The organism is Streptomyces sp. ID05-26A, assembly GCF_033794685.1.
Taxonomy (GTDB): Bacteria; Actinomycetota; Actinomycetes; order Mycobacteriales; family Pseudonocardiaceae; genus Lentzea.
Map to the genome: position 1 here is coordinate 25,730 of NZ_JARAYZ010000007.1, position 23,655 is coordinate 49,384.

Below are 23,655 nucleotides of genomic sequence, written 5' to 3' on the forward strand. Positions count from 1 at the left end.
GTGTCTCGATTGACCGCTTTCATCGTTCCCTTGCAACGCGCCCTTGCGATCGCCGCCATCATCGCGCAGGGCGGCATCGCGGTCACCGGGTCCATCGTGCGCGTCACCGGCTCCGGGCTCGGCTGCCCGACGTGGCCGGAGTGCGTCCCGGGCAGCATCATCCCGGTCGAGCACCCGGACGTCGCCGCGCTGCACCAGTGGGTCGAGTTCGGCAACCGGACGCTGTTCGGCGTCATCGGCATCATCACGGGCCTGTGCCTGGTCGCCGCGTGGCTGAACAAGCCGCGCCGCAAGCGCGTCATCTGGCTCGCCGCCGCCCAGGTCGGCGGTGTGCTCGCACAGGCCGTCATCGGTGGCGCGACCGTCCGCCTCGGCCTGGTGTGGTGGAGCGTCTCGGTCCACTTCATGGTCTCGATGGTCCTGGTGTGGTTCGCCGTGCTGCTCCTGCGTTCACTGAGCGAGGGCGACGGCCCGGCCCGCTGGCTGGTCCCCGCGGGCGCCCGTGGCCTGCAGATCGTCATGGCAGTCGTGATGTACGCGCTGCTGATCGCGGGCACCTTCGTCACCGCCGCCGGGCCGCACGCGGGCGACTCGAAGACACCGCGCCTCGACGTGCCGGTGGCGACGCTCGCGCAGATCCACGCCGACCTGCTGTTCCTCTTCCTGGGCATGCTGATCGCGATGGGCTTCTTCGTGCGCACCAAGGCTTACTGGGTGCTGATCGGTGTCGTCGTCGCCCAGGGCGCGCTGGGCATGGTCCAGTACTTCACCGGGGTGCCCGAGGTGCTCGTGTCGTTGCACGTGCTGGGCGCCGGCGCGGTCGTCGTCGCCACGGCGATGCTCTGGACGTCGTCGCGTGAACGCACGCACGAGGTCGCGCTGCCCTCGGAGGATCAGGCGCTCAGCAAGGCCTGAGCCTCACCCTGGTCGTTGTGGCCGGCCCAGTTCGCGGGCGTGGCCTCGAAGTTCACGTCGGTGATGGTCCGGTCCGCGCCCGCGTCCAGCAGGACCCGGATGACCGGCAGGTGGCCGCGTTCGGCCGCGAGGTGCAGCGCCGTCACGCCCTCACCGTGCATCGGACCGCCGAAAGTGGTGCGCTGGTTGGGATTCGCGCCCAGGTCCAGCAACGCGCGGGTGGTGTTCTCGAGCCCGCACCAGGCCGCCCACGCGAGCGCCGTGCCCCGGTAGACGTCCGCGTCGATCCGGGCGCCGCGCTTGAGCAGGTCGCCGAACACCTCGGCACGGTCGTTGCGGGCAGCCCACGAGAGCGCCTCGTCGAGCACCTCCTGCGGGTCGTTCGTCGGCCACCAGCGCGGGAAACCGCTGTGGGGCCGGTAATAGCCGCGTCCCGACTCCGGCGCGGTGGCCAGGTCGAGGTCACCGAGGCCGGCGGCGGTGCGCAGGTTCGGCGGCCGGACCCCGTGCCGTGCCAGGAGTTCGGCGGTGCCGGTGTTGCCCCAGAACAACGCGACGGCGAGCGGGGTGCCGCCTTCACCGCGGGCGTCCAGGTCGGTGCGGGCGCCTCGGCTCAGCAGGAGCTCGGCCAGGTTCGGCTGGTTCGCGTAGGCCGCCTGGTGCAGCGCCGTCCAGCCGTGGACGTTCTGGTGGTCGATGTCCGTGCCGTCGTTGAGCAGCACCTCGACCAGACGTTCGTCGCACTTGGCCGTCGCGAGGCCGAGCAGGTCGTTGCCGTTGGTACCACTGGCCTTCACGAGCCACGGGTCGCGCGTGATGATCGCCTTCAGCTCACCGGGGTTCTGCATCTCGATGGCCTGGTAGGCGCGGGCGAACGGGCGCGGCTTGCGGATGTTGGCCTTGAGGGCCTTCCAGTCCTCGCAGCCGTGCGCACGAGCGAGCACCATGTGCGCGCCCTCGTCCGTCAGCGGTACGTCGTCGAACACCTCGAGAGCGCCGGGCACACCGTCCCACGCGGAGGCGAGCAGGCCTCTGGCTCGCTCCTCGTAGTACTCGACGTCGTCACGAAACGGGTGCCACATGGCACCACGCTACTTCGGCGCGGCAGGCCTGCGCTCCCACAAAGCGGGGAGTTCCTCTGAGAGCCAACCGTAGAGGTTGTCGACGGTCTTCAACCGCATCGACCGCTCCGGGTCGCCGCTGAGCAGCCGCATGCCGTCGTCGGTGAGCTGCTGGACGCTGGCGATCGCGGTGAACTTGCGCTGGATGAAGTCCGTCCAGGCCTTCTCGTTGATCCGGTACTCGGCCGCCTGCCGGCCACGCCGCGTCCGCTTGGTCACGAGGCCGACGTTGACCAGGTACTTCAGGTTCGTGCTGATCGACCCGCTGCTGGCCTCCAGCTCCTGGGAGAGCTCGGCGGCGGTGCGCTCGACCGGCTGGCACACCAGCAGGTAACCGAGGATGCGGCCACCGATCAGCGGGATGCCCTCCTCGGCGAAGTGTGCCGCGAACCGCTCGATCCAGGCCGACAGCCTGGTCTCCCGCCCGACGCTCATGCCTGGCCCTCCCCCGCGAACACACTGCTTTCGGTCAACACTGAAACTATCGTAGCGATCTTGTCAACGTTCGTGCACGAGAAAAGGCCAGGAGGCGCTCCTCCTGGCCTTTCGTTTCGTGTTCAGCGTCGAGGTCTGTGGAGATCCGCGGGATCGAAGGTGACGGAGATCGTGCCCACCACGGACACCGGTTCCTGATTTCCCGGCGTCAGCGTCACCACGTCCGAGTAGACGCCGTCGCTCAGCCGGTGGCAATAGATGATCGGACCGTCCGCGACGTCGAGCTCGACTCGCCAATACGCGGGTACGCCGGCTGCGGCGAGAGCGGCCGGTTTCTCCAGACGATCGCTCTTCTTGGTGGACGGGCTGACTATCTCGACCACCAACGCGACGTTCGCGACGTCGACCGAGACGGTCTCGACCCGCTCTGTCGTCACGACCACGTCAGGGATGTACCCGAAGTGCTCGCCAACCCTGACACCGACGGCTGTGACCGCCTCCATGCCCTCTGAGAAAACAGCGTCGTCAAGAATTCTGGCCAGCCTGTCGCCCACCCGCTGGTGTTTGAACGCCGGAGCGGCGTTCACGACGAACCGCCCGTCGACCAGCTCGATTCGACGGCCCTCTTGGGGGTCAAGACTCTCCCAGTCGTCCAGCGTGTAGCCGTCCAGACGCCGTGCAGTGGTCACAGACTCTCCCCTTGCCTGGCTCTCTGACTCTGGTCGGCCCACAGTTCAGTGTTACACGTGGGGCCGCCATTGCCACAGCAACGACAACCGCCGGAACCGACGCTAGGAAACAGAAGCCTTCCAACGCCAGTCACGGACAGCCGGACAACCAGAAAGAGCGAGGGCTTGGAGTAGCTCCAAGTCAGCAGACGGGCGCGAGCGGGGTCGTCTCGTCCGGCCCGGGCCGGCGGCGCCAGCGGTCCAGCTTCGCGTGCTCGGTCAGCGAGATCAACGCCTCCCGGACGGACAGCCGCACGCGCGGGTCGCAGTTCATCACCGGCACGTCGGGCGAGATGCCCATCCCGCGGATGATCGCCGTCACGTCCGACCGAACGGACGCGTGGATGTTGTTCAGCGCCAGCACGTACGGGATGTTCTGGTCCTCGAAGTACCGCATCGCGTCCACGGAGTCCGCGGGGCGCATCACGTCGAACAGCACCACGGCGCCGACGGCACCGCGCACCACGTCGTTCCAGCCCGCGCGCGGGTCCTGCCACTGCGGCGCCACGAACAGGTGCAGCGCGAGGCCGGGGTCGAGCCACACGCGGCCGAACTGGATGCGGACCAGCTCCGTCACGCCACCGGCGCGTTCCGGCGCGAGGGAACTCATCGTCAGGAGATCGTTCTCCACGATGGACCTGATGAAAGTGCTCTTGCCCACGCCGAAGCCACCGGCGACGACGATCTTGGCCGAGGTCAGCTCCCGACCGGGCGGCCCGGGAGGGCCGAATTCGGGAAATCTAGAGCCGACGTAGTCCACTAAGCACTCTCTCCATCAACCCGAGGTCTGGCGTGTCACCGCCTGCGGAAGCGGTCTGGTGCACGTCCACCAGACCTCGTTCCGCCATGTCGCCGAGCAGCACCTTCACGACTCCCAGTGGGAGGCGCATCAGTGCGGCCACCTCCGCGACGGATCGCGGGGAGTGACAAAGCTCGACAACGCGTTGGTGCTCAGCCTGCAAGATACCTGCAGACTGCCGGCTCTGATCATTGGCGGAGACAAGTGTCTCGATCTCGAGGTCGATGTTCGACCGAGTGCGCCCGCCCGTCCAGGCATATGCACGAACGATCGACGACTCGTGAGTCTCCTGAACGGACGACTCGAAGGCCCCGGCATCTGCTTGCGGGACAACGGGAGTCGCTTCCCGCGCGGGCGCCTGCTCCGTCGTGCGCGGACGCTTGCGGCCCGAATCCAGGGAGAACCCGTTCATCAGGTCGGCGAACGTCTGCTCGGCGGGCGTTTCGGCCCGTTTCCGTCGTCGGGGCGCGTCAGGGGACGGGCTCATTGATCACCTCACGCTGTGCAGCTGCGCTCGCAGTTCGGGGGTGAGGATCTGGCCGACCTGGTCGACGACGACCGTCATCTCGTAGGCCACTTGGCCGACATCGCTGTCGGGGGCGGCGAGCACCGCCAAACAAGACCCGTCTCGAATGGACATGAGGAGCATGATCCCGTAGTCCATCTCGATCACGGTGCGCAACACTCCGCCACCTTCGAAGCATCGTGAGGCGGCCGTGGTGAGCGCCGCGACCCCCGATGCGATGGCGGACAACTGGTCGGCGCGCTCGGGCGGCAGACCTGTCGACTTGGTGAGCAGCAAGCCGTCCACCGAGATCACGATCGCGTGGGCGACACCGGCCACGCGATCGGTGAAGTTCGTGATCAACCAGCCGAACTGGTCGACCTGGCGCGACTGAGGCGTGCTCATGCCTTCTCCCCGTTGTACTGGCCGTTCCCCTGGCCGCTTCCACTCCCGTTGCCGCCGAGCGGCGCCTGGCGCAGGCCCGTCTGGTAGCTGGCGAGAAAGCCTCGTGCTCGTTCCGGATCTCGTTTGGGGCTCACGGCGGGCCGCGGGCCGATCTCGGAGGGTTCCGCTAGGTCGGGAAGCAGGTTCTTGCGCGGTGCCCGTTTCGGCAACCCGGCGTCGGTCTCCCCCGCGTCCGTCGCGGGATCTCCCGGCTGCTCCCAGACCGTCCCTCCGGGCTTCTTCCCGAACCAGGATGCCACTACTGACGGTGACGACGACGGTGAGGGTCCCGGATTGGTCCGCGCCGGTGAGGGTTCACCGTTGATCTGTTCGGCCGAGGCTCCGCTCCCCCTGAACCAGGACGACGTCGTCTCATTTGGCGACTCGGGCGGCACTCCGTTGTGCTGACCCGTTGCGGCGCGGGGTGTGCGCTGCGGCAGCGACTCGTCGATCGCGGCGCCGCGGAACGACGTCCACTCGGCGGACTCGCGCGGGCTGTCGATGGCCGGCGCGGGTGCGGGGGGCGGCGCCAGGTTCGGCGTCTTCACGACGACGTGCGGCTGCTTGGGGATGGCCTGCTTCGGCTGGGGCAGCGCGGCGTGCCGCGGCTGGGACGGCGCCGGGGCCTCCTCGTGGGAGCGCACGAGCTCCGCGGGCACGAGCACGAACGCGCGCAGGCCCTCACGGCCGTCTCCCGCGCCGCGCAGGCGGACGGTGATGCCGTGGCGTCCCGCGAGCCTGCCGACGACGAACAGGCCCATCTGACGCGAGACGGGCACGTCCTCGTCGGTGCCGGTCGAGAGCCGCTCGTTGGCCTCGGTGAGCTCGGCGGGGCCCATGCCGATGCCCTGGTCGGCCACCTCGACGAGCACGGCGCCCTGCTGGTCGACGCGCGAGCCGATCATGACCTGGGTCGTGGGCGCGGAGAACGCGGTGGCGTTGTCCAGCAGCTCCGCGACGAGGCGCACGAGGTCGCCGGCCGCGTAGCCGACGATCTCGACCGACGGCGTCGACTTCACCACGACGCGCTGGTAGTGCTCGATCTCCGACGCGGCGGCGCGCAGCACGTCCGCGAGCGGCACGGGCTGGTGGAACCGGCGGGCGGTGTCGGTGCCGGAGAGCACCATCAGGTTCTCGTTGTTGCGGCGCATGCGCGTCGCGAGGTGGTCGAGCTTGAACAGGTTCGCGAGCTGCTCGGGGTTCTCCTCGTGGCGCTCCAGCTCCTCCATGAGCTTGAGCTGGCGCTCGACGAGGCCCTGCGAGCGGCGCGACAGGTTGACGAAGATGTTCTTCATGCCCGACCGCAGCGACGACTGCTCGATCGCGCCGCGGACGGCCTGCTCGTGCACGGCGTCGAACGCGCGGGCCAGCTGTCCGAACTCCTCGAAGGTGTGCACGGGCACCGGTTCGATCTCGGTGTCGGGCTTGCGGTCGGCGCGGATCGCGGCGACGACCTCGGGGAGGTGGTGGTGCGCCACGTTCAGCGCGGAGCGGCGCAGTTCCGACAGGGAGCGCAGCAGGTAGCGGCCGATGACGAAGCCGAGCGTGCCGGCGATGAGCAACATCGCGAGCAGGATGACCGCGGCGGCGCCGGCCTTGTTGGACGTGTCGTCCTGCAGCGCGGCGGCGGTGTTCGCGAGCTCGTCCTGCAGTTCGCGGACGACCTGCTCCATCAGGCGGGCGGTGGTGCCGGACGACTTGTTCCAGTCGTCGACGGCGATGCCGAACTCCTGCGGCGGCTTCGGCTGGCCGGGACGCGTGGCGGGCGGCGGGGTGCCGTCGGGCTGGGTGAGCGCGCGTTCGACGAGTGCGTTGCGGTTCGCGACGGCCGCGCCGGTCACGGTCTGGTCGTAGACGCGGCGCTGTTCGGTGGTGCCGATGGCCTGGAAGTCGCTGAGCCGGTCCTGCAGCCGGATGTCGGACTGCTCCAGCGCGCGGACCTCGGGGCCGAGGAGCTTGCCGCGGCCGATCCCGGCTAACACGAACGCGTGCTGCAGCGAGACCTGCTCCTGCGCGATGACCATGTTGTGCAGTGCGTTCGCGGTGCCGGAGATGGCGTTGTCGTTGAACTGCCCGACGAGTGCCTGTTCGAAGTCCAGCAACGACTTGATGATCGCGGTGTAGCCGTAGGTGCCGCCGGACGGGTCGCCGCCGTCGCCGCCCTGCGCGACCTTCTCCCGCAGGTTCTTCAACGTCTCCAGCTGACCGCCGACCTCGGCGAAGCGCTGGCGTGAGACGTCGCTGATGCCCTCGGTGCGGTCGAGACGGCGGCGCACGGTCGAGGCGGCGTTGTCGGTGGCGCTGATCTGGTTCTGGTAGGCGCCGACACCGGATCCGCTCGTGGCGCTCTGCGCGGCGAGCGTGCGTTCCTGCTGGACGCTGGAGATCAACGGCGCGAGATCGGCCCTGAGCCGCACCAGGCCCTGGATCTGCACGTAGTTGTCGGACCTGTCGACGTAACCCGAGATCTGCAGCGCGCCCGCGCCGACGGCCACGGCGACCGGCACCAGCAGCACGACGCCGAGCTTGACCGGCAGGCGCCAGTTGCGCCAGTCGCTGATCTTTCTCCACTCGACATTCACGAAATGATCCCCAAGGCGCGCTCGAAGTGCCCCACTATCGGCTACCTCCTGGCCTGGTGAATCCCCGCGAGTCGATGTCCCCCGCAGCTCGATATCTCCATCAGCCGTATCGGGTGTGAGCGGATAGTAGGCCAGAGAGCGTGACGCGACAACGACCTGGGGCGTGCACGATCGATCACCCAGTGTGACGCTGGACCTTTTGGGGTGGTCCTGCGGCCTTCGGGGATTGACTCGCCGCCACGCGTGGTTACGCTTGCGCCTCCCACCCCCGGACTCGACGCGCTGTGTGCGCGGAGCCTCGCCGGGCACTCCCCGTAACGAATGCGAGCGGTTGATGACGAAGGCGCTGCCCTCCGTGTCACGCCCGGCCACCCCCGGTTTCGCGACCTTTGACGAGCCACATCACTCATTGCTTATCGATGGTGACGGTGAGCCTGATTTCGATGCCATCCAAACGAGTGACGATTTCCTCGATCTGAAGCGTCGGGTCAAGCGATTTATTCTCCCGGCGACGGTGCTGTTCCTCGCTTGGTACGTCACGTTCGTATTGCTTTCCGCTTACGCCGCCGGGTTCATGAGCACTCCGCTGTTCGGAACTGTGAACGTCGGCTTGACGATGGGATTCCTCCAGATCGTCACCACCATCATCATCACAATGGCGTACGCGCGTTACTCCAAGCGGAAGCTCGACCCCCAGGTCGACAAGGTGCGCGCGCTCGTGGAAACCGACGAGGAGCTCGCGTGACCGGGGCGAACACCGCGATCAACCTGTCCGTCTTCGGCGTCTTCGTGCTGTTGACGCTTTACATCGTGTATCGGGCGTCGACGCGAAACGTGAGCGCGTCGGACTACTACGCGGCGGGCAGCAGCTTCACTGGCACGCAGAACGGCATCGCCCTCTCCGGGGACTTCCTGTCCGCGGCGTCTTTCCTGGGCATCTCCGGCGCGATCGCCGTGAACGGCTACGACGGCTTCATGTACTCGATCGGATGGGTCGTCGCCTGGCTGATCGGCCTGATGCTCATCTCCGAGCGGCTGCGCAACACCGGCCGCTTCACCATGGGCGACGTGATGGCGTTCCGCATGCGCCAGCGCCCCGTGCGCGCGGCTGCGGCGAACGCGACCCTGGTCATCTCGCTCTTCTACATGATCGCGCAGATGGCGGGCGCCGGCGGCCTGATGGCGTTGCTGCTGGACGTGCACAGCAAGGTCGGCCAGGCCATCATCATCGCCGTCGTCGGCATCGTCATGGTGCTGTACGTGCTGGTCGGTGGCATGAAGGGCACCACGTGGGTGCAGATCATCAAGGCCGTGCTGCTGATCCTGTCGGTGTCGATGCTGACGATCTTCCTGATCGGCAAGTTCGGCTTCGACTTCTCGTCGATGCTCGACCGCGCGACGCAGCGCTCGCCGCTGGGCGAGGCCGTCCTGTCGCCGGGTGTGAAGTACGGCGCATCGGACCTGTCCAAGATCGACTTCATCTCGCTGGCCCTGGCCCTGGTGCTCGGCACGGCTTCCTTGCCGCACGTCCTGATGCGCTTCTACACGGTGCCGAACGCACGTGAGGCGCGTAAGTCCGTCGTGTGGGCCACGTGGATGATGGCGATCTTCTACTCGTGCATCCTCGTCATCGGTTTCGGCGCGATGGCGCTGGTCGGCACGGACAAGATCACCAGCGCTCCCGGCGGCGAGAACTCGGCGGCCCCGCTGCTGGCGTTCCAGGTCGGCGGCACGGTGCTGCTGGGCATCGTGTGCGCGGTGGCGTTCGCCACGATCCTCGCCGTGGTCGCGGGCCTCACCCTGACGGCGTCGGCCTCGTTCGCGCACGACGTGTACGCCAACGTGATCAAGCACGGTGAGGCGGAGCCGGCCGACGAGGTCCGGGTCGCGCGCATCACGGCGGTCTGCGTCGGTGTGCTGGCGATCGTCGGCGGCATCGCGGCGAACGGCCAGAACGTCGCCTTCCTGGTCGCCCTGGCGTTCGCGCTCGCGGCCTCCGCGAACCTGCCGACGCTGCTGTACTCCTTGTTCTGGAAGCGTTTCAACACGCGTGGCACGTTGTGGAGCATCTACGGCGGCCTCACGTCGTGCGTGCTGCTCATCGTGTTCTCCCCCGCGATCTCCGGCTCGAAGTCGTCGATGTTCCCGGACGCCGACTTCGCGTTCTTCCCGCTGTCGAACCCCGGCATCGTGTCGATCCCGCTGTCGTTCCTGGCCGGGTTCCTCGGCACGGTCCTCGGTGGGGAGAAGGCGGATCCGGCCAAGCAGGCGGAGATGGAGGTGCGCAGCCTGACCGGCATCGGCTCAGGTCTGCGCTAGGAGCTCCTCCACTGCCCTGTTGAACACCTCGGGGCGTTCCAGGTTCGGCATGTGGGCGGCACCGTCGACCACGACGAGCGCCGAACCTGGAACGCGCTCGCTCATGTACTCGGCGTCCTTCACCGGCGTGTACTCGTCCTCGCTGCCGACGATCACCAGTGTGGGCACGGTGATGGTCCGCAGGATCTCGCTGTAGTCGGGCCGTTCCGCGCGGCCCCTCAGCGCTGCCGCCGCACCTTCCGGCGGGGCGGCGTGCATGAGGCGCGCGACGAACTCGGCGGCCTCGGGGTTGTGCCGCGCCACCATCTTCCACTTCACCTCGGTGGCGTAGCCGGACATGCCCTCGCGCAGCAACCTGTCCGCCATGGCGTTGCGGTTGCGGCGGCCCTCCTCGGTCTCCGCCTGCGCGAACGTGTCGGCGAGGATCACGCCCTTCAGTCGTCCGGGGAACGCTTGGACGCACTGCATGACGATCTGCCCGCCCATCGAGAGCCCGCCGAGCACGAACCTCTCGACGCCGAGGTGGTCCAGCAGCGCGGCGATGTCGGCGGCGAAGACGTCCAGTGGCGTGACGCCGGGAACCACGGTGGTCTCCCCGTAGCCGCGCAGGTCCGCGGCGATCACGCGCCACCCCTTCGCGCTGAAGTGCTCCACCTGCGGGCGCCACATCGTGCGGTCGAACGGGTGGCCGTGCACCAGCACCAACACCTCGCCGGTGCCTTCGTCGTCGTAGCCGACGGTGATGCCGTTGACGTTCGCGGTGCTCATGATCCCGACCGTAACCAGGGGTTTCGCTCGGTACAATCAAAACATTGCTCTCGGTGCAATGGGGCTTCTCGTGGAGGACTACCGGCGGATCGCCGACGCCGTGGCCGCGGACATCACGGCCGGACGGCTGAGGCCTGGCGAACGACTGCCGCCGCAACGCGCGTTCGCCCGGCGCCGGCGCATCGCCGCGTCGACCGCCGCTCGGGTGTACGGCGAACTGGCGCGGCGCGGGCTGACGGTCGGCGAGGTCGGCCGCGGCACGTTCGTGCGGGCCGGGGCGGCGGAACCCGCGCTCGCCGATCCCGGTGGCGCACCCGTCGACCTGCAGCTGAACTTTCCCGTGCTGCCGACACAGTCCGCACTCCTGTCGGCGAGCCTGACCACGATGCTGCGGCCGGACGTGCTGGCGGAGGCGTTGCAGGCGGGCGGTGTGACGGGGACCGGCGCCGCTCGTGCCGCAGTGCCGGAGTTGCTGGCACGCGACGGATGGCGCCCCTCACCGTCGCAGATCCTGTTCACGGGCAACGGGAAGCAGTCGCTCGCGGCGGCCATCGGGGCCCTCGTCCCCGTCGGCGGACGGCTCGGGGTCGAGGCGTTGACCTACCCGGTGGTGCGCACGATCTGCGGCCGGCTCGGCATCACCGCGGTCCCGCTGGAGATGGACGAACACGGCGTGCTGCCGGACGCCCTGCGCGCGGCGGCGGTCCGCGCGGTCTACCTCCAGCCCGTCCTGCACAACCCGCTCGGCGTCACGATGCCTCCACACCGGCGGGCGGAAGTCGTTGCGGCGCTGGAGGAACTGGACGTCCCGCTGATCGAGGACGCCGTCTACACGTTCCTGGCCGACGAACCTCCGCTGGCCGCGCTGGCGCCGGACCGCACGGTGCTGGTCGACAGCCTGTCCAAGCGGATCGCGCCGGGGCTGACGCTCGGATTCGTCGTCCCTCCGCCCGGCCTCTTCGACGAGATCGCCGCGGCCGTGCGTGGTGGCGGGTGGACGGCGCCGCGGTTCGCCGTCGACGTTGCCGCGCACCACATCGCGGACGGCACGGCGGCGGCGATCCAGCTCGCCAAACGAGCGGACGCGGCGGCACGGCAGGCGATCGCCGCGGACCGGCTCGCCGGGTTCACCGTGCGCGCCGATCCGCGTTCCTACCACTGCTGGTGGGAGCTGCCACCGCCGTGGCGCGCCGACACGTTCACCGCCGCGGCCGCCCAAGAGGGGATCGCGGTCACCCCGGCGGCGGCGTTCGCGGTCGGCGCGGCACCGAACGCCGTCCGGCTGGCACTGGCGTCTCCGCCACCGGACGTGCTGAGCACCGCACTGGACGTGCTCGCGGGCATCGCCCGGTCTACCGCGCGGCAGCCGCCTGGATCGCCTTGCTGAGCCGAGCCGCCGCCTCGCTGGACGTGAGCCGGAAGCCGAGCGACGGCTCGGTCAGCTCCAGTTCGAGCAGCAGCGGTGCGCCGTCAGGGCCCTCGACGACGTCCACGCGGGCGTAGAGGAAGTCGCTGCGCCGCAACGAGAGCAGCTCGGCGGCCACGTCGAGGACCTGGTTCGCGAGGTCGACCTGCCGCGGGGACGGTTCGATGCTGCCCAGCCGTTCCTCGACGTAGAGACCGGACTCGGCCTCACCGAGGCCCTGGGCGAGCATCGGTCCCTTGTGGAACGAGTGGGAGTACTCACCCGCGAAGAAGACCAGAGCGGTCTCCCCGTTGGCGTCCACACTGGACTGGTAGGGCTGCACGAGCACCTTGACGCCGAGGGCTTCCAGGTGTGCGCGGGCCGCGGCGTGGTCGGTGAACCGGCCCGCACCGCGCGAGCCCGCGCCGACCGCCGGCTTCACCACGAACTCGCCGTCCGGGAACGCGGGCTCCTCCCCCGCCCGCACCACGGAGGTCGGCACGACCGGAACACCGCGCGAGGCGAGTTCGGCCATGTACGACTTGTCGATGTTCCAGCGGACTACGGAGACCGGGTTCGCGAGCGTGGGGACGCCCTCGCACCACTCGAGGAACTCGTCCAGGTGCTCGGTGTAGTCCCAGGGAGCCCGCAGGACCACGAGGTCGGCGTCCACCGGGCCGCCCCAGGGCTGCCACGAGACGTCGACGCCGTCGCGGACCAGGGCGGCGACGAGCGACTCCTCGTCGCCGTCACCCTCGGGCAGGAGATCGCAGGAGACGAGTACGACCCTCACGACTGCATCTTCGCCATCTTGCGACGGTGAGCAGAGCCGATCTTGGCGGCCGCGGTGGTCTCGCGGTCCCATTCGGCCTGCTCGACGTTGTCGGCGGCTTCGACGGCCTGGGTGGCGGACTCGACGTCCTTGGTCATCACGTCGCCCATGGCGCCGTCGGCACCGACCAGCACGATCCGCGCGCCGGCCCGGCCGATCGGCTCCACGACGGCCCTGACCGCCGTGCCCGGCTTGCCGTGGGCCTTCACGAACTCCGCGATGCGCTTCTGAGTGGTTTGATCAGACACCCCCACACTGTAAAACCACCGGGTAACTTCCATCGGGTGACCACCGACACCCTCACGTCGTTCCTCTCCTGGTACTTCGACCACCACCCCGCGCACGCGGCCGGAGTCGGCTCGCTGGAGCACTACTCGACCTTCGGGGACTTCTCCGCGACGGCGTTCGAGCAGCGGGCCAGGGAGAAGGAGTCCTGGCTGGCACAGCTGGAGACGCTGCCGCGGTCGGTGGACCGCGATCTCGCCGTGTCGGTGCTGCGCGGGTCGTCGGCGCTGGAGGCGTGGCCGGGCTGGCGGCGCGACCCGCACGAGTACTCCGGGATGATCTTCTTCGGGTTGCTGGGACCGTTCCTGCACGGGCTGTTGCCCGAGGCCGAACTGGTCACGTCGACCGTCGCCAAGCTGCGCGAGGTGCCGTCGGTGCTCGCCGCCGCCGAGGCGAACCTCGACCCGTCGCTCGCGTCGTCGCTGGTCGTGCTGCGCACGCTCGGGCAGGTGCGGACGGGCCGGTCGTTCCTGCTGGACCAGCTTCCGCTGCAGGTGTCGTCCCCGGAACTGCGCGCGACGCTGCTGGAGGCCGCCGGACCCGCCGCCGAGGCGTTCGACCGGCACGCGGTGTTCCTCGAGGACCTGGCCGTGCGGGCGGCCGGCGACTGGCGGATGGGCGAGAAGCTCTACTCGAGTGTGTTGCAGGACAAGGAGTTGCTCGGTTACGGAGCTCCGGAGCTGCACCAGCGCGGCCAGGACGCCTACGCGGCGCTGGAGGCCGAGCTGATCGAACTGGCGGGGTCGCCGGACTGGCGTGCGGTGATGACGTCGCTGCAGGACGACCACCCGCCGACGATGGAGGCGTTGCGCGCCGAGTACGAGGCGGAGACCTCGCGGGCGCGCGCCGCGTTGATCGAGCACTCGCTCGTGACGATGCCCGAGGGTGAGGACTGCCAGGTGGTCGCGTCGCCGCCGTTCCAGCGGGCGGTCATGTCGGTCGCGAGCTACCTCGGTCCGCCGCCGCTGACGTCGAGGCGCACCGGCTACTTCTTCGTGCCGTTCACGCCGGACGACGCCTCTGGTGAGCAGGTCACGCAACGTCTGCGCACCAACGCGCGGTCGCAGCTGCCGACGATCTCGGTGCACGAGGCCTACCCCGGCCACCACTGGCACTCGGCGTGGCTCGCGGCGCAGGGCCCGGCGCACCCGCTGCGCAAGGTGTTCCGCACGTCCTACTTCTCCGAGGGCTGGGCGCTGTACTCGGAGAAGCTGCTGCGCTCGGTCGGCTACTACACCACCAAGGGCGCGCTGATGGGCCACGTCGAGGCGCGGCTGTTCCGGGCGGCGCGGATGATCGTCGACACGGCGTTGCACTGCGGCGACATGACTCCCGCCGAGGCCGAGTCGTTCATGGTCGCCCGCACGGCGCTGACGCCGGGCACCGCCACCGGTGAGGTGAAGCGGTACTGCGCGTGGCCGACGCAGGCGCCGTCGTACCTGACCGGTGCGTTGGAGATCGACCTGATCCGCGACGAGTACCTGGCCGCGGGGCTGGGGTCGTTGCGCGACTTCCACGACCGGATCGCGGGCTCCGGCGCGCTGCCGCTGGGGCTCGCGCGCCGGGTCGCCCTCGGGGAGGACTAGGCGGGTTTGTAGGCGTTGCCCGCCGCCGTCAGCGCGGTGCCGGTGGAGAGTCCGGTGGGGCTGGTCTTCGTGGACAACGTGAACCACGAGTACCGCTCCACAAAGGACAGTCCGTTCAGCATCCTGGTCGACGCGGTGATGAACGCGGTCTGCTGCTGCTGACTCGGGTAGACCGCGCGGCCGGAGCGCCAGTCGATCAGCGCGTACTCGGTGAGCCAGATCGGCTTCTTGTAGCGGTTGTGGACGTTGCGCAGGTACGACTCCAGGTGTCCGGTGGCCGCGGCGGAGAAGTCCTGGCCGTACCAGTGGATGGGGATGAAGTCGACGCGGAGGTTGCGCGCCTTCGCGCCGGCCATGAAGCGGTCGAGCCAGCCGCCCGCGACGTCACCGCCGAACGCGACGCCCGGAGCGCCGAGCCTCAGGCCGGTGCTCTGCAGGCGTGGCCACAGGTCGAGGGCGCGTTCGACGGTCATGTTGGCCTGGCCGGCCATGTCGGGTTCGTTGAACCCCAGCAGTTGCTTGCCGTTGGCCTTGGCCTTGTCGAGTTCGGTGTCGGTGACGCTGGCCGCGCCCCAGATCATGGGGACGAACTCGGCGTTGCTCTGGACGCCCCGGCGGTCCGAGGCCCAGGTGTAGTACCAGCGGGCGTCGAGGGCGGCCATGGCGGCACCGGCCGGGCCGGGGTCGTCGGCCGCGTTCACGCCCTTCTTGGCCGAGGCGGCGTGGGATGGAAGCGCTCCCATCAGTAGCAGCAATGCGATCAGCAGCAGGGATGTCTTTCGCATGGATCGGTCGTACCAGCACCGGATGCCGCCTGTCACTGCGGGAACACCGCAGGTAGCGGCGCCGAATGGCTCCCACCCCTCGGAACGGGGAACATCGGGGGTGCGACCTGGGTTGAGCGGGTTGAGTCGATCAAGGAGGACAGATGCCCAAGGCAGTGGTGGTGCGTTCGGCCGGTGGCCCCGAGGTGCTGGAGCACGCGGACGTGCCGTCGCCCGTGGCCGGTGACGGTGAGCTGCTGGTGAAGGTGAGCGCCGCGGGCGTCAACTACATCGACACCTACCAGCGCAGCGGCCAGTACCCGATCCCGCTGCCGACCACCCTCGGGCTCGAGGGCGCGGGTGAGGTCGTGGTGAGCAACTCCGCGGACTTCGCCGTCGGCGACAAGGTCGCGTGGATGGGCGTGCTGGGCAGTTACGCGTCCGAGGTCGTGGTGCCGGCCGCCTCCGCGGTGCGGGTACCGGAAGGGCTCGACGTCGAACTGGCCGCCGCCGCGCTGCTGCAGGGCATCACCGCGCACTACCTGGTCCACTCGACGTACGTCGTGAAGGAGGGCGACCGGGTGCTGGTGCACGCGGCCGCGGGTGGTGTCGGGCTGCTGCTGACGCAGTGGGCGAAGTCGAAGGGGGCCACCGTCGTCGCGACGGTGTCGACCGACGAGAAGGAGGCGCTGGCCCGCGAGGCCGGGGCCGACCAGGTGCTGCGGTACGGCGACTTCGCGTCGCAGATCGAGAAGGTCGACGTCGTCTACGACGGGGTCGGCAAGGACACGTTCGACCAGTCGCTGGCCTCGCTGAAGCCGCGCGGCACGCTGGCGCTGTTCGGCGCCTCGTCCGGGCCGGTGCCACCGGTGGACCCGCAGCGGCTCAACGCGGGCGGCTCGCTGTACCTGACGCGGCCGTCGACCGGGCACTACCTGCTCGACCGCGCGGAACTGGAGTGGCGGGCGGGCGACCTGTTCGCGGCGATCGCGTCCGGGGAGCTGAACGTGCGCATCGGCGGGCGGTACAAGCTGGAGGAGGCCGCGCAGGCGCACACGGACCTGCAGTCGCGCCGCACGACCGGCAAGCTGCTGCTCCTGCCGTGACGAACTGAAAGCGACGGCCCCCGAACCCAGGAGTGCTGGTTCGGGGGCCGCTTCGCGTTCGTGGATCAGGCGGCGGGGGTGACCTTCACGCCGTCGATGACGAAGACCAGCGTCTCGTTCGGCTTGATGCCCTGACCGCCCTGGCCGTAGCCCTTGGTCGGCGGCACGATCAGCAGGCGGCGGCCCTTCTCCTTGAGGCCGACGATGCCCTCGTTCCAGCCGTCGATGACCGGCGCCTGGCCGACGTTCTCGACGTCGAACGGGGCCCCGCGCTCGAAGGAGCTGTCGAGCACCTTCTTGTCGGAGAACGTCGTGAGCTGGTAGTTGACCGTGGCCGTCGTGCCCGTCTTCACCTCGGCACCGGTGCCGGGTACCAGGTCCTTGATGATGAGCTCGGCGGTGGGCTTGCAGCTCGGGATCTCGACCTTGGGCGCCGCGCCGAAGTCGCCGGTGACCTTGAAGTCGTCGGCCTTGCAGGGGTTCGTGGGCGCGGCGGCGGGGGTGGTTCCGCCGGCCGAGGGCTGGGCCGAACCGGCGCACCCGGTGAGGCCGATGGCGGCCGCGAGCGCCACGGAAGCGATGAGCAGGACGTTACGCATGGTGGGTGAGCGTATTCGGGCGGGTGTGAGCGGCGTGTAGCAACCCACGCGGCCCTCCGGCCTATGACACCCGGCATGGGTGCATGTGGGTGGGGTGGTCACCCTCATCCGACACGTCCGGGGGCGGCGGCGACGGGGCGTCACCGAAGTGCACGAGTGCGGGCCGACAACTGGGTCCAAAGGCGGTTATTCCGGTCGTGAATGTCGCACGAATAGCAGCTTCCTTATCTTTTGACCGACGCGTACAGTAACTCCGCGCACATGATCGGACACCGACCGCATTCGTCCGTTCGGGTAGCGGCCAATCTGGTGACCCAGGAGGTGGGACACGTGTCCGCGGAGGCCGGAGGCATCCGCAGCAACCTGATCAGTGAGTTGTTCTGGACTCGGACCGGGTTGCTCCTCCTCATACTCGTCGTAACCTCGGGTGCGTCGCTGGCCATTTCCAGTCAAATGGATTCCGGGACAGCGAGAAACCTGCTGACCGCAGTGGGTACGGGCACGCTCATTTCGGCCGTGGTGAGCTTCACGCAAACGTTGATCACGTCGAAAGCGGCGCAGAAGGCACTGCTCGCCCCGGTCATCGAGGAGAGTCGCAAGGCTCTCAAAGAGCTCACCCAGGAGTACCGCGCGCTCGACCGGGAGTTCTTCCCCAGTCACGTGTTCGAGCCGACGGCCAAGCCCGACCCGGTGTTCAACCAGCTGATGATGCAGGACCTGGACCGGACGCGGCTGTACTGCTTCCGCGGGTTCGCCGGCCGGTACGCGGCGGGAAGGGTGCTGCTCAGCCAGTCGGAGTGCGAGCTCAGGGCCGTGCTGGCCGATCCGCGCGATGACAACGCGATCAGCGGACGGGCGCGGTACCTGCTGCGCAACGAAGGCGCGGACGGCGATTACGACGAGATCCAGGAACGGCTCAAGGAGCAGATCGGCATCGGGCTCGTCGGGCTCTACGCGGCCCGCAGCAGGTGCACGAGAATCGACGTGACGATCGTTTCCGATCCGCCGCTCGACCGGCTCGAGCTGTTCGACGACTCCGCGTGGCTCACGCTCTACAGCAACACCGCGGGAGTGCTCAGGCCCTATCCGCGCACGCTCAGGTTCACCGAGAGTTCGTTCCTTTACGCCATGGAACGCGCGGAGTTCCTGCGCATCAGCAATTCCAGGGCCGGTTACCACTTCGCCATCACGCCAGCGACGACGAGAACCGACTTCACGGCGTTGTTCGAGAAGATCACCGGCGAAACACTCACCACAGACGGTTTCACGGAACTCGAAGACAAGTTCCACGCATTCCGTCGCGAATTCTCCACGTCTGCTCAGTTGAGGAGCTGATCGATCTTGCTAGCCGAGTTCACCGGGTTGTCCGCGCTCGAGGAGCTCGCCGCCCGGATGAAGCGCGCCGATTTCCCCGTCGTCGACCACTGGACCGACGTCGGCACGTGGTTCACCGAGTGGGCGGCCCGGCCCGAACTGCGCAAGGAGCTGCGCGCGCACATCGACGGCCTCACACCCCAGGAGGCGACCTGGGTGATCGCGCACTCCCGCGAGACGACGACGCACTTCGCCTGGTGCCTGCGCGACGACGCGGCCGAACCGTTCACGTTCTGGCTGCACGAGTACAAACCGCTGGCCGACTGGCGGACCGGCTACGCCGACTCGGTGCACAACCACCGCTACCACTTCTGCACGACCATCCTGAGCGGCGCCTACCTGCACGAACGTTTCGACGCCCGGCTCGGCGTCGGCGGCCGCTCCATCGTGGGCACGGAGCTCACGAACCGCACTCAGTGCACAGAGGGCGCCACTGGCATGTTGCTCGCGCACGAGTTCCACCGCATCCCGCGAGCAGCAGACGGGACCATGACGTTCCTGGTCAAGTCACGTGCCGTGAATCCGTGGAGCCTCAGCTACGACCCGGACACCGGTGTCAGTCATCGTCACGTGCCCGTGGAGGACCGGCTGGAGGATCTGACGAACCACCTCTGAAGGCCCGCCGAGGCCGCGGCAACACGCCTACCATCAGCCCACCTGTTCGGGAGGGCTGATGATGCGTACGCGCACGAGGATTCCGAGATCTGTCATAGCGGACGTGGAACAGCGCGTGAGGCGGCTGTGCGAGGACCTGGCCGCCAAGCTGCAGTTCCACGGGTGGCACCACGTGAGCTTCGTCCGCGACAAGTCCGTGCACTTCGCCGAACGCAACGGCGCCGCACGGGACGTGGTGGAGGTCGCGGCACTGGTGCACGACCTGAACTACATGGTCCGCCGCAACTCGCTGCCCACGGACGGCGCGGCGCTGCGGCGCAAGGTCCTCTTCGTCGCCGGAGTCTCGATGGGCGACATCGACTGGATCGAGCGGATCGTCATCGAGGCCGAGATGCGCACCCGGTCCCGGGACATCTCGCTGGAGGCGCAGGCCCTGTCCGACGCGGACACGCTGTTCAAGGCGCTGCCGGTCACGCCGGTCGTGCTGGCGCACAAGTACCTCCAGGAGAATGGCATCACGCTGCGCGAGCTCGCGTACAAGATCGTGGGCGAGCAGGTGGGCAAAGCCGACGAGGGCTACTACTTTTACGATGCGGAGGCCGCCGCGACCTACACCAAGTGGGCCGAGACGAACCTCAAGTTGTGGCAGTGCATCGTTGAGTCCCTCGACGACCCGTGCGTCGAGGACCTGCTGACCAAGGTGGCGTCCTGAGCACGTTCTTCATCACAAGCGGCGGGGAGTCGGTCGCGGCCGGCGACTACGACCCGCGGGCAGCCGTCGTCGTGTGGCACGAGGTGTTCAACGAGGTGTGGACGCCTCTGTCCGACGACAACGTTGTCGAGCTCCCCGAAGCCCTCGTGGCGCAGCTCGTCAAAGCCGATCCGGCACGCATGCACGACGTCGCGCTCTCGTGGGCACCTCTCGTGGACATGGACTTCCACGAGGCGTTCGCACACCTCGTGGAGTTGTCGAATCTTGCGCGCACGGCCGTGAGCCGCGCCGAGACCGTCTACCTGGAGGTCAGCGAGCGGGCGTGAGGCCGACCGTCTGCTGGACGGGCATCGTCACGCCGACGGCGGTGAACGCGAGTTCGCGAGCGGCACGACGCACGGTGAGCACGACGAGGTGGGTGTGCACGGTCGAGGCGTGGCGCAGGTCGAGGTAGGCCTCGACCGCGGCGTCGGCGATCTGCGCGTCCTCCACGCGATCACCGAAGCGGCGAACCAGTTCTTCGATCGCCTGCCGCAGTTGGGCCTCCGAGTTCAGCATGCCCAGGTAAACGCTGAGCCGTGGCCCGCGGTTCAGCGCATCCGCAGATCCGCACTTCCGTGCAAGGCGTACGCGAGTCCCATCACGTTGCCGCGACTGAGCATCTCCCACCGGACCTGCCGCAACGCCTCACCGGCGCTCACCCCGGCGGCCAGCCGGGCGAGCAGCATGCCCGTGACCCAGCCGGCCATGTCCTGCGGCACAGCCTCCTCAGGACAGACGACCGCCGACGCGCCGTGCTCGACGAACGACCGCACGAGCCCGGCCATCGGTGTCGTCCCCACGACCAACGGCTTGCGCACGGGCCAATGCGGCTGCGGCCACACGCCTTCGCGGTCCCACCGTGCGATCTCCTCGGCGTCGAGGAACCCCTCACGGAAGTGCAGGTGCACGACGTCCATGGTCTCGTCCGCCAGCATCCGCCCCAGTTCGGCCGGGATCACGTAAGCGGACGTGACCGACCCCGGCGGGATCTGCGACATCAGCTCCGTGACGTGCCGGTCGGTCAGCCCCCGGTCCATCCCGGCGTCGACCGCCATCGTCACCTCGAACGGCCACGGCCGCGGTGAGATCCGCTGCGTCAGCGGGCCGACGGGGTGTTCCAGGATGCTCGACAGACCCCAGAAACCGAAGGGGCACAGGACGTTGCCGCTGTGGTCGTGCACCGGGCAGTGCGGAGGAACCGGCCCGCCCGCGCCGAACGGACCGAACTGGCCGACCGAGGCGCACAGGCGGTGCGGGCCGTCGGTGAACGGCAGGTCGTAGATCAACGGCCACCGCACCGAGCCGGCGGCGACGGACGCGATCACCACTCCGGCCGGACGTCCCGTGGCCCGCGCGGTGTGCCGGAGGGCGGCACCGGGTCCGGAGTCGGCCACCTTCGCGGCGTGCCGGCCCTCGCCGGTCTCCCCGAACAGCCGCGAGTACACCGCCGACCCCTGCCGCGCGAGGTGCGCGAGATCGGCGCAGTAAGACGGGAAGTCCTTGCCGTACCAGGGGTCCAGGCCGGACGTCGCGGGCAGGCCCATCACCACCCCGGCCGTGCTCACCCACGACGGCACGTCCCCCGAAGCGACCAGCGCCCGCTCACCGAACTCCAGGACCGACACCGCCCGCGCGGGCGGTAGGTCCGCGAACGTCCGGGACAGCTTCAGGCGCGGCAGAGTGCGCGGTTCCCCTGCACCGACCGGCAGCACGACCTGCTGCACGTGCACCGGCACCACACCGAAGTAGACGATCAGCTCACCGGTCCACGGCACGGCGGCGTACGGCGTGGTGACCTCGAAGTTCACCCACGCGCTCGGCCCCTCGGCGGGCAGCATGAACGTCTCGGCCACCACCGGCCGCCCCGACATGCTCAGCACGGCCCGCAGCTTCACGTCCTCCGCCAGCACGGGACCGTCCCCGACCCGGACCCAGACCTCGTAGTCCGCTCCCGGCCGCAACGCCCCGGCGATGCCCTGGGTGGCTCCCGGAAGCGCGACCACCACCGACACGGGCCGGTCCGCGACGACCGGCGGCGCGGGCAGTGAGGTGTAGGTCATGCGGCCCCGCCGCTCCAGTTCGCGGAACTGCCACAGGGCGTCCTCGACCCGTGTCTCACCGGGGCCGGTCGGCTCGGCGAGCACCACGTGCGGCGCACTCCAGCCCATCACGACCGACGCGGTGTCCACTCCGGACACCCACGCGTGCACGGCGGTGAAGAGCACGACCGGCCGCCCGAGCCTGCGCAGCGACGCGACCACCAGGGCCGAGTCCCACGAGCGCGTGTCGTGCAGCGCCACCACGTCGCCGGGCACGTCCGGGAGCGAGGGCAGCGCGGCGGCAGACGGGAAGTGCCGCAGGTCGAGCACGGCGAACCGGAGGACCTTCACCTGCGTCGGGACCACGGTCGACGCGGCCGCGCCGACGGCCAGCCCCTGGCTGACCTGCGCCCACCCGCCCGGATCGGTGATCACGACGAGCGAACGGGCGGGCGTCAGGGCCGCGACGAAGTCCAGTGGTGAACCTTCACCACCGGTGACGGTGAACTCAACGGGCGCCACAGCCGTACGACTGGAAGTGCAGCTAGAACGGCCAGCCAAGCACCGGCAACCCGACCACGGCGTCCACGGCGAGACCGCAGAACACGAGCATCAGGTAGAGGTTCGACATGTGGAAGAACTTCATGGTGTTCGTGGATCCGCCGCGCCGGACAACGTTGTGCAACTTGTGCGCGAAGATCGCGAACCACAGGCCCGACGCGGCCGCCACCGACACGTAGAGCCAGGAGGTGACGGGGGCGAGGGCGAGGGTGCAGACGACGGTGATCCAGCTGTAGATCACGATCTGCCGCGTCACCTGCGCAGCTGTGGCCACCACGGGCAGCATCGGCACGCCTGCTCGGGCGTAGTCCTCCTTGAACTTCATCGCGAGGGCCCAGGTGTGGGGCGGCGTCCAGAAGAAGATGACGCCGAACATGACCAGGGCGGGCCACTCGACGGTGCCCGTCACCGCGCTCCAGCCGATGATCACCGGCATGCAGCCCGCCATGCCGCCCCAGATGATGTTCTGGGAGGTGCGGCGCTTGAGCACGAGCGTGTAGACGAAGATGTAGAAGAGGATCGTCGCCACCGCGAACACGGCCGACATCAGGTTGATGAAGATCAGGAAGAACGCGAACGAGACGATTCCGAGCACGACGCCGAAGATCAGGGCGTTGCGCGGCGGAATGGCGTTGTGCGCGAGCGGGCGGGCCGCCGTCCTCTTCATGACCGAGTCGATGTCGGCGTCGATGAAGCAGTTCAGAGCGTTTGCCGACCCCGCGGCGAGGGTACCGCCGGTGAGGGTGCAAGCGATCAGCCACAGCGGCGGCAGGCCGTGCTGGGCGAGGAGCATCGCGGGGATCGTGGTGATCAGCAGGAGTTCGATGACCCGCGGCTTGGTGAGGGCCACGTAGGCGCCGACTACCTGGCGAGGCGTCCTTTGAGGGGCCTCGGCAACGAGACTGCCGGCACTCATCGCGTGAACGCTCCTCGTGTTGCAAGTGGTGGGAAATCCAGCGACTGATGGTAACTGCGGCAAGAATTCACAGCCCGTTCGGGTGCTGGTGTGCCCCGCCACACACGTGCCTGGGACCTTTCAGAGCAACATCTGAATCTTCCAGGACTAGGCTGGCCGGAGGACGTGGGAGAGATGCGGGTCAGGCTCTTCGGGATCGATTC

25 protein-coding genes are annotated in these 23,655 nt (G+C 68.8%); 10 read left to right on the forward strand and 15 right to left on the reverse strand.

The genetic code is table 11. The annotated features are described in order from the left end of the window. Positions 1–915: a COX15/CtaA family protein gene (locus PV646_RS39795; RefSeq protein WP_500347766.1), complete on the forward strand. Its 915-nt coding sequence runs from the start codon at positions 1–3 to the stop codon at positions 913–915. Here PV646_RS39795 and PV646_RS39800 read toward each other — a convergent pair. From PV646_RS39800 to PV646_RS39830, 7 genes are all read right to left on the reverse strand, one after another. Next, entirely contained in the window at positions 894–1,997 is a 1,104-nt protein-coding gene (locus tag PV646_RS39800) for an ankyrin repeat domain-containing protein (protein ID WP_500347768.1), read from the reverse strand. The genes PV646_RS39795 and PV646_RS39800 overlap by 22 nt on opposite strands. A gap of 9 nt (positions 1,998–2,006) precedes the next feature. After that, complete coding sequence (locus tag PV646_RS39805; protein ID WP_500347770.1) at positions 2,007–2,471, reverse strand: GbsR/MarR family transcriptional regulator; 465 nt, start codon at positions 2,469–2,471, stop codon at positions 2,007–2,009. A gap of 122 nt (positions 2,472–2,593) precedes the next feature. Next, entirely contained in the window at positions 2,594–3,202 is a 609-nt protein-coding gene (locus PV646_RS39810; RefSeq protein WP_500347771.1) for a Uma2 family endonuclease, read from the reverse strand. Between the two features lie 139 nt (positions 3,203–3,341). Then, positions 3,342–3,959 (reverse strand): GTP-binding protein, encoded by a 618-nt coding sequence (locus tag PV646_RS39815; protein ID WP_189155997.1) that lies wholly within the window; start codon positions 3,957–3,959, stop codon positions 3,342–3,344. Beyond that, the gene (locus tag PV646_RS39820) at positions 3,940–4,485 is read right to left on the reverse strand and encodes a DUF742 domain-containing protein (RefSeq protein ID WP_500347773.1); all 546 of its coding nucleotides are present in this window, start codon (positions 4,483–4,485) and stop codon (positions 3,940–3,942) included. Before PV646_RS39820 ends, PV646_RS39815 begins: the two co-directional genes overlap by 20 nt. 3 nt (positions 4,486–4,488) lie before the next feature. Further along, on the reverse strand, positions 4,489–4,908 hold the full coding sequence (locus tag PV646_RS39825; RefSeq protein ID WP_189155995.1) for a roadblock/LC7 domain-containing protein: 420 nt from the start codon (positions 4,906–4,908) through the stop codon (positions 4,489–4,491). Continuing rightward, positions 4,905–7,529, reverse strand: coding sequence for a nitrate- and nitrite sensing domain-containing protein (locus PV646_RS39830; protein ID WP_500347775.1), 2,625 nt, complete (start codon positions 7,527–7,529; stop codon positions 4,905–4,907). Before PV646_RS39830 ends, PV646_RS39825 begins: the two co-directional genes overlap by 4 nt. A 334-nt stretch (positions 7,530–7,863) precedes the next feature. On the opposite strand from PV646_RS39830, the gene PV646_RS39835 reads away from it, so the two are divergent. Together PV646_RS39835 and PV646_RS39840 are read left to right on the forward strand one after the other, a co-directional pair. Continuing rightward, complete coding sequence (locus tag PV646_RS39835) at positions 7,864–8,274, forward strand: DUF485 domain-containing protein (RefSeq protein WP_500347777.1); 411 nt, start codon at positions 7,864–7,866, stop codon at positions 8,272–8,274. Beyond that, complete coding sequence (locus tag PV646_RS39840) at positions 8,271–9,848, forward strand: monocarboxylic acid transporter (protein ID WP_500347778.1); 1,578 nt, start codon at positions 8,271–8,273, stop codon at positions 9,846–9,848. The genes PV646_RS39835 and PV646_RS39840 overlap by 4 nt, the downstream gene beginning before the upstream one ends. Here the strand turns inward: PV646_RS39840 and PV646_RS39845 are convergent. Then, positions 9,834–10,616: an alpha/beta fold hydrolase gene (locus PV646_RS39845; protein WP_500347779.1), complete on the reverse strand. Its 783-nt coding sequence runs from the start codon at positions 10,614–10,616 to the stop codon at positions 9,834–9,836. The genes PV646_RS39840 and PV646_RS39845 overlap by 15 nt on opposite strands. A gap of 70 nt (positions 10,617–10,686) precedes the next feature. On the opposite strand from PV646_RS39845, the gene PV646_RS39850 reads away from it, so the two are divergent. Then, on the forward strand, positions 10,687–12,003 hold the full coding sequence (locus PV646_RS39850) for an aminotransferase-like domain-containing protein (RefSeq protein ID WP_500348283.1): 1,317 nt from the start codon (positions 10,687–10,689) through the stop codon (positions 12,001–12,003). On the opposite strand, the gene PV646_RS39855 is transcribed toward PV646_RS39850, so the two are convergent. Further along, positions 11,969–12,814: an ATP-grasp domain-containing protein gene (locus tag PV646_RS39855; protein ID WP_500347781.1), complete on the reverse strand. Its 846-nt coding sequence runs from the start codon at positions 12,812–12,814 to the stop codon at positions 11,969–11,971. The two genes, PV646_RS39850 and PV646_RS39855, sit on opposite strands and share 35 nt — an antisense overlap. Further along, entirely contained in the window at positions 12,811–13,101 is a 291-nt protein-coding gene (locus PV646_RS39860; RefSeq protein ID WP_500347783.1) for a hypothetical protein, read from the reverse strand. Before PV646_RS39860 ends, PV646_RS39855 begins: the two co-directional genes overlap by 4 nt. Positions 13,102–13,137: 36 nt before the next feature. On the opposite strand from PV646_RS39860, the gene PV646_RS39865 reads away from it, so the two are divergent. Next, on the forward strand, positions 13,138–14,724 hold the full coding sequence (locus tag PV646_RS39865) for a DUF885 domain-containing protein (RefSeq protein WP_500347785.1): 1,587 nt from the start codon (positions 13,138–13,140) through the stop codon (positions 14,722–14,724). On the opposite strand, the gene PV646_RS39870 is transcribed toward PV646_RS39865, so the two are convergent. Further along, positions 14,721–15,509: a glycoside hydrolase family protein gene (locus PV646_RS39870; RefSeq protein WP_500347787.1), complete on the reverse strand. Its 789-nt coding sequence runs from the start codon at positions 15,507–15,509 to the stop codon at positions 14,721–14,723. The two genes, PV646_RS39865 and PV646_RS39870, sit on opposite strands and share 4 nt — an antisense overlap. 143 nt (positions 15,510–15,652) lie before the next feature. Here PV646_RS39870 and PV646_RS39875 point away from each other — a divergent pair, with 143 nt between their 5' ends. Next, the gene (locus PV646_RS39875) at positions 15,653–16,594 is read left to right on the forward strand and encodes a quinone oxidoreductase family protein (RefSeq protein ID WP_500347789.1); all 942 of its coding nucleotides are present in this window, start codon (positions 15,653–15,655) and stop codon (positions 16,592–16,594) included. A gap of 65 nt (positions 16,595–16,659) precedes the next feature. Here PV646_RS39875 and PV646_RS39880 read toward each other — a convergent pair whose 3' ends face one another. After that, positions 16,660–17,193: an FKBP-type peptidyl-prolyl cis-trans isomerase gene (locus PV646_RS39880; RefSeq protein WP_500347791.1), complete on the reverse strand. Its 534-nt coding sequence runs from the start codon at positions 17,191–17,193 to the stop codon at positions 16,660–16,662. Between the two features lie 519 nt (positions 17,194–17,712). Here PV646_RS39880 and PV646_RS39885 point away from each other — a divergent pair. From PV646_RS39885 to PV646_RS39900, 4 genes are all read left to right on the forward strand, one after another. Further along, on the forward strand, positions 17,713–18,528 hold the full coding sequence (locus tag PV646_RS39885; RefSeq protein WP_500347793.1) for a hypothetical protein: 816 nt from the start codon (positions 17,713–17,715) through the stop codon (positions 18,526–18,528). A gap of 6 nt (positions 18,529–18,534) precedes the next feature. Then, positions 18,535–19,182 (forward strand): hypothetical protein, encoded by a 648-nt coding sequence (locus PV646_RS39890; protein ID WP_500347795.1) that lies wholly within the window; start codon positions 18,535–18,537, stop codon positions 19,180–19,182. Between the two features lie 103 nt (positions 19,183–19,285). After that, positions 19,286–19,894, forward strand: a complete 609-nt coding sequence (locus PV646_RS39895) for an HD domain-containing protein (RefSeq protein ID WP_500347797.1) — start codon at positions 19,286–19,288, stop codon at positions 19,892–19,894. After that, positions 19,858–20,220: a hypothetical protein gene (locus PV646_RS39900; protein WP_500347798.1), complete on the forward strand. Its 363-nt coding sequence runs from the start codon at positions 19,858–19,860 to the stop codon at positions 20,218–20,220. The genes PV646_RS39895 and PV646_RS39900 overlap by 37 nt, the downstream gene beginning before the upstream one ends. Here the strand turns inward: PV646_RS39900 and PV646_RS39905 are convergent. From PV646_RS39905 to PV646_RS39915, 3 genes are read right to left on the reverse strand one after another with little or no spacing between them, the layout of a single operon-like run. Next, positions 20,204–20,452 (reverse strand): three-helix bundle dimerization domain-containing protein, encoded by a 249-nt coding sequence (locus PV646_RS39905; RefSeq protein WP_500347800.1) that lies wholly within the window; start codon positions 20,450–20,452, stop codon positions 20,204–20,206. The genes PV646_RS39900 and PV646_RS39905 overlap by 17 nt on opposite strands. 32 nt (positions 20,453–20,484) lie before the next feature. Beyond that, the gene (locus PV646_RS39910) at positions 20,485–22,497 is read right to left on the reverse strand and encodes a hypothetical protein (protein ID WP_500347801.1); all 2,013 of its coding nucleotides are present in this window, start codon (positions 22,495–22,497) and stop codon (positions 20,485–20,487) included. A 22-nt stretch (positions 22,498–22,519) separates the two neighbouring features. After that, on the reverse strand, positions 22,520–23,452 hold the full coding sequence (locus PV646_RS39915) for a heme o synthase (RefSeq protein WP_500347803.1): 933 nt from the start codon (positions 23,450–23,452) through the stop codon (positions 22,520–22,522). Positions 23,453–23,655: the final 203 nt, after the last annotated feature.

Excerpts from the sequence above, each read along its gene's own strand:
- PV646_RS39800 (WP_500347768.1), bottom strand. The coding sequence starts at position 1,997 with ATGTGGCACCCGTTTCGTGACGACGTCGAGTACTACGAGGAGCGAGCC.
- PV646_RS39805 (WP_500347770.1), bottom strand. The coding sequence starts at position 2,471 with ATGAGCGTCGGGCGGGAGACCAGGCTGTCGGCCTGGATCGAGCGGTTC.
- PV646_RS39820 (WP_500347773.1), bottom strand. The coding sequence starts at position 4,485 with ATGAGCCCGTCCCCTGACGCGCCCCGACGACGGAAACGGGCCGAAACG.
- PV646_RS39825 (WP_189155995.1), bottom strand. The coding sequence starts at position 4,908 with ATGAGCACGCCTCAGTCGCGCCAGGTCGACCAGTTCGGCTGGTTGATC.
- PV646_RS39835 (WP_500347777.1), top strand. The coding sequence starts at position 7,864 with ATGACGAAGGCGCTGCCCTCCGTGTCACGCCCGGCCACCCCCGGTTTC.
- PV646_RS39845 (WP_500347779.1), bottom strand. The coding sequence starts at position 10,616 with ATGAGCACCGCGAACGTCAACGGCATCACCGTCGGCTACGACGACGAA.
- PV646_RS39870 (WP_500347787.1), bottom strand. The coding sequence starts at position 15,509 with ATGCGAAAGACATCCCTGCTGCTGATCGCATTGCTGCTACTGATGGGA.
- PV646_RS39875 (WP_500347789.1), top strand. The coding sequence starts at position 15,653 with ATGCCCAAGGCAGTGGTGGTGCGTTCGGCCGGTGGCCCCGAGGTGCTG.
- PV646_RS39880 (WP_500347791.1), bottom strand. The coding sequence starts at position 17,193 with ATGCGTAACGTCCTGCTCATCGCTTCCGTGGCGCTCGCGGCCGCCATC.
- PV646_RS39905 (WP_500347800.1), bottom strand. The coding sequence starts at position 20,452 with ATGCTGAACTCGGAGGCCCAACTGCGGCAGGCGATCGAAGAACTGGTT.
- PV646_RS39915 (WP_500347803.1), bottom strand. The coding sequence starts at position 23,452 with ATGAGTGCCGGCAGTCTCGTTGCCGAGGCCCCTCAAAGGACGCCTCGC.